This is a genomic window from Rhodopirellula sp. J20-39 (genome assembly GCF_057365095.1).
The window spans coordinates 5256788-5270272 of sequence record NZ_CP195123.1 but is presented as its reverse complement, the minus strand read 5'-3'; the positions used below and the strand labels follow the sequence as shown (position 1 = coordinate 5270272).

The 13485-nt window shown below is 55.1% G+C and carries 11 protein-coding genes; 6 read left to right on the top strand and 5 right to left on the bottom strand.

Translation table 11 applies throughout. The features are described 5' to 3' along the window. The first annotated feature begins 179 nt into the window (after nucleotides 1–179). Both ACR3ZL_RS19030 and trhA read left to right on the top strand, forming a co-directional pair. Nucleotides 180–1166: an alpha/beta hydrolase gene (locus tag ACR3ZL_RS19030; protein WP_473651519.1), complete on the top strand. Its 987-nt coding sequence runs from the start codon at nucleotides 180–182 to the stop codon at nucleotides 1164–1166. Continuing rightward, nucleotides 1163–1813, top strand: a complete 651-nt coding sequence (gene trhA / locus ACR3ZL_RS19025; protein WP_473651520.1) for a PAQR family membrane homeostasis protein TrhA — start codon at nucleotides 1163–1165, stop codon at nucleotides 1811–1813. The genes ACR3ZL_RS19030 and trhA overlap by 4 nt, the downstream gene beginning before the upstream one ends. A 196-nt stretch (nucleotides 1814–2009) precedes the next feature. Here trhA and ACR3ZL_RS19020 read toward each other — a convergent pair whose 3' ends face one another. Continuing rightward, nucleotides 2010–2561 (bottom strand): HNH endonuclease, encoded by a 552-nt coding sequence (locus tag ACR3ZL_RS19020; RefSeq protein WP_486172880.1) that lies wholly within the window; start codon nucleotides 2559–2561, stop codon nucleotides 2010–2012. 91 nt (nucleotides 2562–2652) lie between these two features. Then, nucleotides 2653–2919 (bottom strand): hypothetical protein, encoded by a 267-nt coding sequence (locus tag ACR3ZL_RS19015; protein WP_473651522.1) that lies wholly within the window; start codon nucleotides 2917–2919, stop codon nucleotides 2653–2655. A gap of 20 nt (nucleotides 2920–2939) precedes the next feature. Between ACR3ZL_RS19015 and ACR3ZL_RS19010 the strand changes: the two genes are divergently transcribed. Then, nucleotides 2940–3566 (top strand): DUF456 domain-containing protein, encoded by a 627-nt coding sequence (locus ACR3ZL_RS19010; RefSeq protein ID WP_473651523.1) that lies wholly within the window; start codon nucleotides 2940–2942, stop codon nucleotides 3564–3566. A gap of 148 nt (nucleotides 3567–3714) precedes the next feature. Further along, nucleotides 3715–7293 (top strand): chromosome segregation protein SMC, encoded by a 3579-nt coding sequence (gene smc, locus ACR3ZL_RS19005; protein ID WP_473651524.1) that lies wholly within the window; start codon nucleotides 3715–3717, stop codon nucleotides 7291–7293. A 43-nt stretch (nucleotides 7294–7336) separates the two neighbouring features. Here smc and ACR3ZL_RS19000 read toward each other — a convergent pair whose 3' ends face one another. Continuing rightward, the gene (locus ACR3ZL_RS19000; protein WP_473651525.1) at nucleotides 7337–8653 is read right to left on the bottom strand and encodes a BaiN/RdsA family NAD(P)/FAD-dependent oxidoreductase; all 1317 of its coding nucleotides are present in this window, start codon (nucleotides 8651–8653) and stop codon (nucleotides 7337–7339) included. A 155-nt stretch (nucleotides 8654–8808) separates the two neighbouring features. On the opposite strand from ACR3ZL_RS19000, the gene ACR3ZL_RS18995 reads away from it, so the two are divergent. Next, nucleotides 8809–9717: a polysaccharide deacetylase family protein gene (locus ACR3ZL_RS18995; protein WP_486172879.1), complete on the top strand. Its 909-nt coding sequence runs from the start codon at nucleotides 8809–8811 to the stop codon at nucleotides 9715–9717. Between the two features lie 137 nt (nucleotides 9718–9854). Beyond that, nucleotides 9855–11066 carry a glycosyltransferase family 4 protein gene (locus ACR3ZL_RS18990; protein WP_473651527.1) on the top strand — a complete coding sequence of 404 codons (1212 nt, stop codon included), beginning with the start codon at nucleotides 9855–9857 and terminating at the stop codon, nucleotides 11064–11066. A 122-nt stretch (nucleotides 11067–11188) separates the two neighbouring features. Here ACR3ZL_RS18990 and ACR3ZL_RS18985 read toward each other — a convergent pair whose 3' ends face one another. After that, nucleotides 11189–11899, bottom strand: coding sequence for a DUF4332 domain-containing protein (locus ACR3ZL_RS18985; RefSeq protein WP_473651528.1), 711 nt, complete (start codon nucleotides 11897–11899; stop codon nucleotides 11189–11191). Between the two features lie 74 nt (nucleotides 11900–11973). After that, the gene (gene pepT, locus ACR3ZL_RS18980) at nucleotides 11974–13230 is read right to left on the bottom strand and encodes a peptidase T (protein ID WP_473651529.1); all 1257 of its coding nucleotides are present in this window, start codon (nucleotides 13228–13230) and stop codon (nucleotides 11974–11976) included. Between the last annotated feature and the right edge of the window lie 255 nt (nucleotides 13231–13485).

Genomic DNA, 13485 nt, shown 5'->3' with positions numbered 1-13485 from the left:
GGCCGAATGCGAAGTCTTGATCTAGGTAATTACGATGTCGTGAAAGCAAAAGTATATCGTGGATTGAATATGACCAACCAGGGTAGTCCAGCCGGGTCATGCGTTGACGCTATCACACGGGGGAATATCGGTGGTACGCCGGACGGGGTACAGTCATGGACTTGCCATAGGGTGTTTTAATGTTTGCTCGACGAAGTTTGCTTGTGATGAAGATGATCCGAGACGTGATCCGCCGAACCAGTATCGTGATGCTGCTGATGCTCGTAGGGGCCGTTTCTGTATCGGCCGGTGCTCCGACAGTGATTGAGGTATGGCCTGAGTCACCACCGGTTTGGATGGCACCGACCGAACCGGAGGCGGACAGTTCCAACGAATCGAGTCGCAAGGTGGCTGACGAATATGTGATTCGGCTAAGCAATGTTACCGAAGTACAGTTACACGTTTTCGAGGCGACCGACGCCAGCGGAAAGGCCTCGCCAGCCAGTGTGGTGATTTGTCCGGGCGGCGGGTTCAGTATCCTGGCTTGGGATTTGGAAGGAATCGAGATCGCGCGGCAGTTGCAGGCTGGCGGCGTATCGGCGGCCGTCTTGAAGTACCGCGTCCCCACTCGCAAGATGAAAGTCGCTTGGAAGCCGGTCGTGCAAGATATCCAGCGGGCGATTGCCTTGGTTCGTGCAGGCAAAGTGTTTTCGAGCAAGCCTGATCATGTCGGCGTGATGGGATTTTCAGCGGGCGGGAAAGCTGCCGTGCATGCTTCCGTCGCCAAAGAACGGTATTACGAGTCCGTCGACGAATCGGACGAGCAAATCAGCCCGCCCGATTTTGCGTGCTTGATCTATCCCGCATGGATCGTTGAAGACAAGGATCCGGAACAGTTCCGAGACGGGATCGTCGTCGATCAAGACTCGCCGCCGATGTTCTTTGCCCATGCTGACAATGACCCGCATCAGGTGCTCAATAGCGTGATGTTGTTTCAAGCGTTGCACCGCGCTAAGGTGCAATCGGCGCTGCATGTGTTCAGCGGTAGCGGGCACGGCTTCGGTGCTCGTAAGGACGGACGAGCCGATGATTTATGGCCGGAATTGTGTTTAAGCTGGATACGAGATAGTGGCTGGCTAGACGGCATGGACCTAAACGGAGTGGACTCTGTGAAGGAAAACGAATGAGTACGACGGTCATCGATCAATCACCGCCCATCCAACCGGATCAAGAGTGGGCCAACGCGCTGACGCACGGCGTCGCGGCGCTTTCGTGGTGTGTCCTGACGGTTTGGTTAGTGGTTCAAGCGTCCGCGGTCAGCACCGGCTTAGCGATTGCATGCGGCGCGTACGGACTTACGGTTGTTGGGACATTTGTATGCTCGACATTGTCGCATACGTTTTTAGAGCGTCCCTTGTTGGATCGATTCCGAGCCTGGGATCAAGCGATGATCTATTTGATGATCATCGGAACTTACACACCGATCACATACCGATTTGCCGAGCCAGACTATCGAGTTTTGCTGTTGATTTTGATGTGGCTGGCGGCGGGATGGGGCTTTGTCAACAAAGCGTTTCGCAAGCACCGTATCCACTCCATCAGCACATGGAGCTATCTGGCGTTGGGCTGGCTGCCCGTCATCCCATTGCTGGGGAACGTGCCATTGGGATTGGGGTTAGCCATGTTGGCCGGCGGAGTTACCTACAGCCTGGGCGTGGTGGCATTGGTAAACGACCGAAAGGTGCGGTACATGCACGCGGTGTGGCATTTGATGGTCATGGCCGCATCGGTGGTGCACTTTGTGGGCATCGTCTGGTACGTGTTGCCGCAGTAAACCGGTTGACTGCCTTGTTCAGCGACGCACGAATGCATGCTTGGTTCCGGCCTCACTGATTGAGGCCAATTTGCTCAACGGAAGACGACACGGCCCGACACGGAACTGCCTGACTCTTCAAAGCCCGACTCTTCAATGCACCACGCTTCACAGCCCGCCAAACCATTTTGGCAATGGTTCGACGATGGCTTGCGTATCAAGACGTTTGCAAAAAGGTCTTCCACGATTCATAACGCGGGTCGTCAACGGATTGCGTCATCAGCGGATTGAAGCGTGGCTTGGCTGGTTTGGTAAGCAGCTTCATCCGAGCTTGTTGAGGTGTGCGTCCACCCTTGCGGCTATTGCACCGCATGCAACTGCAAACGATGTTTTCCCAGGTCGTCGCACCGCCATGGGAGCGTGGTACAACGTGGTCAAGGCTTAGCTTGTTAAGTGGTTCCGCTTTGCCACAATATTGGCATCGGTAGTCATCGCGAGCGAACAAGTTACGTCGATTGAATCGCACCGATTGGACCGGCATGCGATCGAACCGAGTGAGGCGAACGATACGTGGTACCTTGATTTCGAAGTCAACCGCCTTGAGGTAATCCTCGTCGGGTTGCTTATCCAAGGCGGCCAAGTGGCTGAGTTCACACCAGCTTTCGAAGTTGTGACTGATGTAGGTTCCGTCGTCGTTATCGATGACTTCCGCACATTCTCGATACAACAGAGTCATCGCTCGGCGAACGTTGACGACTCTGACAGCCATGTAAAAACGATTCAAAACCAACACGTTTGTGTCGAGAGCCCGCGTGTTCATGGATGCTTTGGTCCTTCCGCTATGTGAACGATCATCATCGTCAATGAAGATGAAATGAATCAGTCACTAAGTTTGGCGATTGTTTGGCTTCCTGATTGCACTGCGTGTCGCAGCGAACCTGCATTATCTTACCCGCCCAGGAAGCGGCAAGCCACTGTTGACGGTCATCGTTCGGCTCCCCTACCAACTCGATTTGGGGCGTTGCGGTGATCCGAGGTGAATTGCGTTGATTGCATCCATAGACGAAAACGGCTAATCCAGGGTTCGCCATCGTATGCGGTTTCCAGAGCCGTGTTGGCGTCTTCATTCCTTTTTCATTTTGTCGTTATGACTGAACTGCTCGCTAGCGGGATTTTTGAAACAAGCTGGCAATGGCTCCAGTCGGGCTGGGAAGTTACTGTCCAAGCCGCGACAGCCGGTGGTACCGTGGCACTTGGAATCGGTCTGGTGCTGTTGTGCATTGGAGCCTGGTTTTTGAACCTGATTTCGCTGCCAGGAAACTGGCTGGCCATCCTGGCGATGGCCCTGTTTGCGTGGTTGGGGCCTGAATCGGGCCGGGTTCAAATGGGAATGACGCCGGTCATGGCTGCATTTGGGCTGGGGCTATTGGGGGAAATTTTTGAGTTTGCCGCCGGGGCGGTGGGAGCCAGCCGAGCGGGGGCGAGTCGGCGAGCGACGCTCTATTCGATCTTGGGATCGATAGCCGGGGCGATTGTCGGCGGGATCATCGGTTTGCCGGTGCCGGTATTGGGGCCGGTTTTGGCCGCCTTGCTATTCGGGGGGCTTGGGGCGACGGCCGGTGCGATGCTTGCAGAATGGAGTGACGGGCGTTCTTGGCGCGAAAATTGGCGGATCGGGAGGGCGGCTTTCTGGGGCCGAACGACCGGGACAGTGGGGAAAATGGTGGCTGGATTAGGAATTGTCGCAATTTGCCTATTTAGCGTAATCCTCTAACTACCCGTGAATCGGACCAGTCGGACGGGGTTAAGTCGGTTTTTGCGGCTTGTTTGGATCGAATCAACTAGGATTTTAGGGGCGTTTTGTCTAATCTTGCTGTTGTTCACCTCTGATTCCTCCTCGTGCGTTCGGCCATTTCTGTTCTATGCTCAAAGCCCTCGAGCTGGCCGGATTCAAGAGTTTCGCGGATCGAACTCGTTTCGACTTCCCAGACGGCATTACGGTCGTCGTTGGGCCCAATGGATCGGGGAAGTCCAATATCGTCGATGCGATGAAATGGGTGCTCGGTAGCCAGAGTGCCAAGAGCCTGCGCGGCAAGGACATGTCCGATGTGATCTTCAAAGGATCGCAAACCCGTGGTCCGGCCGGGGCAGCCGAAGCGACGATCATCTTTGACAACACCAACGGTGAACTTCCGGTCGACGCGCCTGAGGTTCACGTCACCCGGCGGGTCTACCGCAGCGGAGAAGGTGAGTACCTGATCAACAACCAGGCGGTGCGGCTGAAGGATGTCAAAGCGTTGATTCGCGGGACCGGCATCGGCATCGACGCCTATAGCTTGATCGAACAGGGCAAAGTCGATCGCATGCTTCAGGCCAATGCGAAGGATCGACGAGCGATTTTTGAGGAAGCGGCGGGGATCAGTCGTTTCAAGGCGAAGAAGGACGAAGCGGAACGGCGACTCACCCGTGTCCAGCAGAACCTCACCCGCCTGAGTGACATTGTTGATGAAGTCGCGACGCGTCTGAAGACGTTGAAGAGCCAAGCGGGCAAGGCCGAACGATATCGTCAAGCAACCGACCGGCTGAAGGAACTTCGTACCGTCGTCGCGTGGACGGATTGGCTTAGCCTCACTGAGCAACTGGAATCGGCCCAGTCGAAGTACTCCAACGCCGTCGCTCACCACGCAGCCTCCGAGACCGCTCGCGAGGAACTGGAAGAGCAGCGTCAGGCAGCCGAAATCCGTTTGCAAACGATCGCCGATGAAGCTCGCGAAGCGGAACGAGTTCGCGGTGAACTGACCGGCGAGATCGCTCGTTTGCAAGGGCGTCGGGATTCGGATCAAACCACGCTTGCCGAACAACGTCGGGCCCTGGCCGGGCACTATCGCCGATTGCGGATCACCCGAACGGCCGCCGGCAGTGCTACGGCGGATCTGCAAAAAGCAATTGATGACCTGGAAGTCGCTCAGGCTCAGACGGCGGCGATCTCGAAGCGGAAAGATTCGATCACCGCCGATCGAGATCGTTTGCAGGCTGAAGTGCACGCGGTGCAAAACCGTCGAGACGAACTCCAGCGAGAACACCTGGCGGCAGTGCGACGGGTAGCCGATCACGAGGCGAATCGCCAACGCGTTCAACAACAAATTGTCGAAGCGGATCGTGCGATCGCCGAAACGCTCCGTAATCGTGAGTCGGCCGAAGCGAGCCTGATTCAGGCGAAAGCGGAATACGACGAAGCGACCGCTTACGTTGGATCCCTGGTGGGCGAAATTGAAGCTTCTCAAAAGCTGGTTGAAATCGCCGAAGCGAAGCTCGCCGAGACGCGTCGATTGTTCGAACGACGGCGGGATGACATCGGCTCGCTGAAGATTCGTCTGCAGGGGATCTCCGAACGAGCCAAGGTGTTGGCTGAATTGCAAAAACGCCAAGAGGGTGTTAGCGGCGGTGTGCGAGAGATCTTGAACCTGCCCGAAGGTGAACTTCGCAAGCAGCTCGTGGGGCTCGTCGCGGATTGTTTCAACGTGGACCGTCAGGTGGCACCGTTGATCGATGCAGCGCTTGGTCCCCGTACTCAATACGTGATCGTCCGCGGCGGTGCCATTGGCGATGCGATTGCAGCAGGGCAAATCAAGATCGCCAGCCGAGTCGGAATCATTCGGTTGGACGAGCTTCCCAACCGACGTCCCGGTGATCGAATACGTTTGGACGGACTTGCCGGCGTGATCGGACGCGCCGACCGGATGGTGGACTGCGCCGATGATTTGCAACCTTTGGTGAAGCATCTATTGGGCAATACGTGGCTCGTCGATTCGTTGGGAACGGCCCTCGGCCTACGCAAGTTGTCGGGTGCTGGGCTACGGTTTGTTGCCGCCACGGGCGACTTGCTTGATAATGATGGATCAAGTGTGGTGGGGCCTCCCGGTGGTGAAACCGGATTAGTTAGCCGCCGCAGTGAGCTGAAGTCTGCCCAAGATGAGATTGAGCACTACTCGTTTCAAATTAAAGAAGGCGAAGAGGAAATCGAGCGTCTCGGTCAAGAGATCGACGAAAACGCAGCGGAGCTTGGACGGCTCGAACAAACCCAGCGTCAATGGATCACACGTCACGCGGCCGCTGAAGCGAAACAGCATCACGTAGCGGAGCGACTCGCCAGCCGACAAACATCGGTGGATGAGTTGCGAAACGCAGGTGCCGAAAATCAAGACGCTCTCGACGCTGCGAAGATTCAAGATGAAGCTTTAGGGGCGTCGATCTTGTCGGGTAAGGCTTCGATCGATTTGTTAGAAGAACAGCGGGGTGGAGTCGAAGCGGAATTGACTGACGCGACGAGTCGTTTGCAAGCCGTTCAAAGCGAAGCGATGTCGGTTTCGGTTGAGTCGGCCCGTTTGGAACAACAAGTCGAATCGCTGGCTACCGCTGCTGAAGTCGCTCGACGAGATCAAAGCCAACGAGAGGCGGCCAAACAGGAGATTCGCGATGCGATGACTCATACGCGTCGCCGGATCGCTGAGGTGGAAACACGCATCCTTCAAGCAGACGACCGGCTTGCCGAATTGATGTTCGAAACCGAGGCGTCCGATACGACGCTTCGTAGCTTGGCTGCTCGTGCGGATGCCGAACGCAAAGCCACACGCAGCGTGCAAACGCAAACCCAGGCGGCGATCAAAGCGGTCACTGCCGCTGCCGAAGCGGTTGCCAGTATCACGACGGCGCGAGATGCCGCCGAGTTGAAGCAAACAACCTTGGCTCAGCGAATCTCGGAGGACTACGGGATCGATCTTCGTAACGATGAGCCACCTGAAGAGCTTGCGGAAATCGAGGACCGAACGGCTGTCGATGACGAAATTGCGAAACTGCGGTCTCAGGTTCAAAACGTCGGCTCGGTCAACATGGAAGCCCTCGAAGAACTTAACGAATTGCAAGTTCGCTATGACGAATTGCATGGCCAGTACCAGGACCTGACCGCGGCAAAGGATTCGTTGCAGCGAGTGATCGCCCGCATCAACGCAGATTCGCGTCGATTGTTCTTGGACACGCTCGAAGCGATCCGCCAGAACTTCCAAAAGCTGTACCGGAAGTCGTTTGGCGGTGGTCACGCTGACTTGGTGTTGGAAGATTCCGACGATCCACTCGAAGCCGGTGTTGAAATTGTCGCGACTCCGCCTGGTAAACCAAGCTTCAGTAATTCGTTGTTGTCCGGTGGTGAGAAAGCGTTGACTGCGGTCGCGCTCTTGATGTCAATCTTCCAGTATCGGCCTAGCCCGTTTTGTGTTTTGGACGAAGTGGATGCACCGTTCGATGAAGCAAACATTGGGCGTTTTGTTACCGTGTTGAGCGAGTTCTTGGATCAGTCCAAGTTCGTTGTGGTCACGCACAGCAAGAAGACCATGACGGCGGCGACGACGCTCTACGGTGTGACGATGCAAGAATCAGGCGTCAGTAAGCAAGTCTCGATCCGCTTTGAAGATGTCAGTGAAGACGGCCAAATCAGCGCCGCTTAATATTGGTCGCACGTCGTAGCAACTTTTCGGTTGATGTGGAAACTTATTGCGTTTCAGTTGCGGCGATCGCGGCCGCTCGACCGGTGCTGAACGCGGCTTGGAAGTTGTAGCCGCCAATCCAGCCATCGACATCGAGAACTTCGCCCGCGATGAAGAGTCCATCGTGCAGACGACTGGCCATCGTCCGTGGATCGACTTCTTTCAGGCTTACACCGCCAGCGGTGACTTCGGCCTTGGCGAATCCACGGGTGTCGTTCACCGGCAAGTGCCACCGCTTCAAGTAATCAACCAATTCTCGCATGGAGGCTGCGGAGCATTCCGCAAGTGGTTTTTCACCTTCGGATGTGCGCACACCACAAGCCGTTGCCAGTTCCGCCGCCAGCCGATTAGGAAGCCACTGGGTCAAAAGCGATGAAACGGTTTGCTTGCCGCTGCCACCACTACGGCAAGATAACACGCGGTTCAGTTCTTCCTCGGAAACGTTGGGTAGCAAATCGAGTTTGAGACGTGCTAGCTTCATCGAGTTCATTGCCGTCATCGTCCCGCTGACATCCATGGCGGCTGGTCCGGAGAAACCGAAATGCGTGAACAGCCAAGAAGAACGGCGGCTGACTTTGGGCTTCTTGCCTTTGCGGTGGTCATCGGTAAAGACTTCGGCTACCACATCGTCCAGGGTCAGACCTGATAGAGCTCGTGTGCCTTCGGTGCCACCGACAAGCGGCACGAGTGCTGGGCGTGTGGCTACGATGGTATGCCCCAAATTTGCCAGCCACGCATAGGCGTCTCCGGTGGTGCCGCAACCCGGCCAACTTTTCCCGCCTGCTGTCACGATCACGGCATCAGCAATTAGTTCATGTGTGCCGATTCGTGATGTCACCGAAATCTTCCACTGCGTCGAATCCGCTGTTTCGTTTCCGTTGGATTCCGTTGTCACTTTGGTAATCGATTCAACGGCTGATTCCGTTTTTAAACAGACGCCTGCCTCGATCATGTCACGGTGCAACGCGTCGCGAACGTCCAAGGCTCGATTACTGACCGGGAAAATTTTACCAGTTACTTCACGCTTGGTACCAACGCCCAGTGCATTGAAGTGAGCGATCACATCGGTGGGTGAAAACTTACCAACGCTAGGTTGCAAGAACCGCTTGGCGTGGCCGAAGGCGTCGGTGATTCCGCGAGCGTCGGTGTCCTGAGTTAAATTGCAGCGGGTCCCGCCGGACATCAAAATTTTCACGCCGGTCTTACGATTCTTTTCCACAAGAGTCACTTGGGCACCCCGCCGGGCGGCGACGGCAGCGGCCATCATGCCAGCGGCACCCGCACCGATGATGACAATTCGTTTGGAACTGGAAACAGTCATGGTTGAGATCGTCGCGTCAGCATATTCGGAACAACCCGAAAACCCGGCCGGGGATTGGAAACAAGTGGTGGCGGTAGTGTGACAGACTACCCGTTTGGGTGTTAGGAGTGACTTAGACCTTCTTTAGGTAGCCCCTCCCTCTGATTGTTATCACAATGAATCCAATTCGAAGTCTCGCATTAAATGCCCGCTATCTCGCACAGCGATCGGCGCGTCAAGATCGGCTCGAGGAATTGGCACAACTCAACCAGGCTCCCATCTCGGTCTTGTTTTACCACCGCGTTGCGGATCGGTTTCCGAATCCTTGGACGATCTCGAATGCAAAATTTCAACAGCACATCGAGTACATCCAAGAAAACTTCGAATTGATCTCGTTGGCCGAAGCTCAGAACCGGCTTGAAACAGGCTGCTCACCTCGGCCCGCCGTTTCGATCACCTTTGATGATGGCTATGCCGAAAACTCGGAATTCGCGCTGCCGTATTTATGCAGCAAAAAAATCCCCTGCACGTATTTCGTTACGACCGAACACATTCGTCGTAACATCCCCTTTCATCATGATGTTCAGTCGGGACGCCTGCTCGAAGTCAACACGCCTGAACAACTGAAAGAAGCGATTGCCGGTGGAATCGATATCGGAATCCACACGGCGAACCATATTGATTTCAACCAAGTGACAGACGTCAGGAAACTGCGGGCTGAAATCGTCGACGCGAAAGCGGACTTGGAAAACATGATCGATCATCCGGTGAACTATTTTGCGGTACCGTTTGGAATGCCACAGCAGATGCGTCCAGCCGTCTTCGAAACCGCAAGGCAATGTGGGATTCGCGGTGTGTGCAGCGCTTACGGCGCCTACAACCGCGTCGGCGGTGATCCCTTTCATATCCGCCGTATCCATGGTGATCCCGAGTTTGCACGACTACGCAATTGGCTTAGTTTCGATGAACGAAAGTGTCATTCCGAACCGGTTCTTCCCGATACAGATATTCTCGAAGAAACGACCGGTGGGATTGTTGCTCCGGTCAACTTCCCTTCGATCCCTTCACTCTTCGTACCGTCTTAACTGAATCACACTGAAGCGGTCGGGAATGTACATCCGGTCGATATTCAGTTTCGGGCCAGACCCACCCACGTACCAGCGACGCCGATCCGTTCGTTGAGCAGCGTCACCTCTTAAACCGACCACTTTGTCTCGACCTCATGTCCAATATTCAACGTCCTCTGACTTGTAGCTTTGTCATTACTTCGATGCCGGTGGGAGGTGCCGAAACGCTGTTGGCAAATTTGATGCGGCGAATGGATCCCAACCGTTTCCGACCCGAAGTGGTTTGTCTCAAGGAACCTGGCCCGCTGGGTGATGAGATAGCCAAAGAGTTTCCGTTGCATTCCAACATGATTGGTGGAAAGTATGATCTGGCGGTGGTGCCTCGGTTGGTGCGATTGTTTCGCAAGCGTCATACCGATGCCGTGATTACCGTCGGTGCGGGTGACAAGATGTTTTGGGGACGATTGGCCGCCAAACTGGCTGGTGTTCCCGTCATTGCCTCAGCATTGCATTCCACTGGTTGGCCGGATGGTGTGGGAAAGCTGAACCGACTTTTGACTCCCGTGACCGATGCTTTTATCGGTGTGGCTGACTCTCACGGAGAGTTCTTACGGGACTTTGAAAAGTTTCCTGCCAACAAGGTTAACGTGATTCGCAATGGCATCGATTGTGATCGGTTTCAAGCGGATTCCGAGGCACGTCGAGAGGTTCGTCGCGAGCTAGGACTCGCTGGATCCACCCCCTTGTGCGGTATTGTGGCAGCGCTGCGTCCCGAAAAGAATCACTCGTTGTTGTTAAATGCGGTCGCTCAGTTGACTGAGTCTCATCCCGACTTAAACGTTTTGATTGTCGGTGAGGGACCTGAGCGGGCAACTATCGAACCACTCCGCGAACAGTTAGGGCTGAATCAACGGGTGCATCTATTGGGAAACCGCAGCGACACTCCGCGACTGCTATCCGCGATGGATGTGTTCACGCTTTGTTCGCTCAATGAAGCGTCCCCTGTTTCGATTCTGGAGGCGCTTGCCTGCCAGACCCCGGTTGTTGCGACCGATGTGGGGTCGATCAGCGAAACGGTGATCGAAGGCGAAACGGGAATGTTGGTCGCTAGTGAAGACGTTGGTGGTTACGCAAAGGCTCTTGGAACGTTACTCAGTGATGCTGAGCTGCGAAATCGTATGGGCGAGCGGGGGCGTCAACGGGTTATCCAAACCGGATCCTTGACTTCGATGGTTGCTGGCTATGAGTCGCTAATTTCGGGCATCTATCAAGCGAAGCGATCACCGAGCTCGGCGGTGGTCAAGAAACCTAATACGGCAAGTTTGGTCAGCTCTCTATCTCATTCCAAGCCGCTGCAAAGTTCTTAAGAAGTTCGCAGATGTTTTGCTTGGATAGCAACTGCGTTGTAGGGATCAGGTGTAAATCACCTATCAACTCGCCGCTGCAATTTTTTGCATACGGCATGTTAGTGAAACCAAAGGCTAGCCGGTTACGACCAAGCTGGTTGGCAGGTGCTAGCCGTACCTGCGGTTTCGGCAAGCTGGCGGCAGGTGGCAACCCAGGACTTGACGCGGCGTAGGCTAGGGATGCCACGTCGACCAATCATCTTGCTGCCACGAGTGCTCAATGAGAACCGCTCAAGATCGCGATGAAGTTGAGCAGCCGATTCACGTGACAAACTGGCCACGCTGCGGCGATGAATCGACACCAACAACAACGCATCGCGAGGCATCATCGAATCGATCGAAGACGCGAGTCGGATGGCGGCTCGGTATCGTCGGATGGCTCGTTCGGCTCGAGCTGGGCTTTGGAAAGTAGCGGCAATCCGTTTGGGATCACCGAAAACTAGATCGCCGGCGGTCACAACGCCTAGATCGGCCAGTTGTTGGCACCGCTTCGGTGGACACAACTTGAGGTGTTCCAGTCGCATCGCCAACAATCGTTCGCGGTGTGACCCCAAACGATCGGTTGCCGTTTCAGCGGCATGGGAAATCGCCGTGCTGGTTTGGCTAACCGGTGCATGGCTGATGGATTTGTGGCTGACCGGGGATCGATGGACCTTGGTGAGCGTTTGAGGAGTGGGTGGCTTAGGTATTTTGGGCATGTCGACCCAGAACACAAGATCACTCTTTGAATCACCATTCGCGTCATCCTGACGCGATTTCGCCGCAGGGGCAAACTTCTTCAAAAACTCGAACATAAGAAAAGACTCCTGGTAGGAAGCATCCGAGAAGACCCGCGATACCAAGCGTCCTTCGGCGTCCGCTAGGTCAATCACGATCGTTTTTCGCCCCAAAGTCTCAACAACTCGATTAGATGCGAGGCAGAATCGGCCATTTCATGCAAATTGGCAAATTCAAGAACACTGTGGATATTGTGCTGACCACTGGAAAGATTAGGTGTCGGTAGTCCTTTTTCGGAAAGTTGGCTGCCGTCGGTTCCGCCGCGAACGATCGCCCGGGTGGATTGGATTCCAAGAGACTTGAACGCCTGTTCGGCTAGGTCCACCGCTTCGGGTAGCTTTGCGAGTCCTTCTTGCAAATTGCGATATTGGCGGCGAACCTGGCAATCGCAGCCCATTCCGTCGATCGAAGCGGCAGCCTTTTCGGCCAGTTCGCGAACCTGTTTCGCAAACACATTCAGCTCGTCGCTGTCAAAACTTCGAAGCAAAAGGTGTACGCGTGTTTGACCGACACCACCGACAATGTCATTAACGTGGATGAAACCGTCACGACCGTCCGTCGTTTCAGGCGTTTGTTCCGTTTGGGGAAGCGACGCGACGAAGGTTGCTGCGGCCCGAATGGAATTCCGCATGCGATCTTTCGCGATCGCTGGATGAATGTTGTAGCCCTCGAAGGTGACGGTCATCGCATCGGCTGAAAACGTTTCGACATCGATGTCGCCGCGACCCCCGCCGTCAACGGTATAGGCTACCGTCGCGCCCAGTTCGGTAAGGTTGATTTTGTCGGTGCCGAATCCGATTTCTTCATCACATGTCATGACCACTCGCACCGGACCGTGAGGGATCTCAGGATGCTCGACCAGTGTGTGGGCAACTTCCATGATGATCGCGACGCCGGCTTTATCATCGCCACCCAGTAGCGTGGTGCCATCGGTGGTAATCAATGTTTCACCGACCATTGATTCCAGTTCACGACAATCAGCGACGGAAATCACCTTGCCATTGGATAGTGTGATGTCTCCACCGGCATACTCTTGAACTACTTGTGGATCGACGTTCGCTCCGGAAGCATCCGGCGACGTGTCCATGTGAGCGACCAAGGCAACGACGGGTAGATCGCCCTGAATGGTTGCCGGTACCGTTGCGATCACAAGTGCATCGTCGGTCAGTTGCACATCGTCCAGCCCCATCGCCGTCAATTCATTGGCTAAGATCTTTGCCAATTCTCGTTGCCCCTCGGTACTGGGGTAGCTCGATGATTGAGGATCCGCCGTGGTTTCCACACGAACGTACCGAAGAAAGCGATCTAGCAGACGATCCGTTCGTAGCGGAAGTATATTCGTTGGCATGGCGGTCAGTCGATTGGATTGTCGAGAAGCGGTTTGTTTCGCCTTCATCGGGCGAAAGGAGCAATCTCTATCAACTGGCCTTGAACGTCAACTCATCCAGTAGTGAGCGTGACGAATTTACTCACTCTGCACTCGCTATGCTTACCGCACGACCTACTTCATCGTTCTATATTCCGCCTTTGAGCATTATTGAAACGGCGTAGGGCCTGTTCCCTCTAGCCAGCGTGTGGTTGGCTGGTGGGAACAGACCCTGGA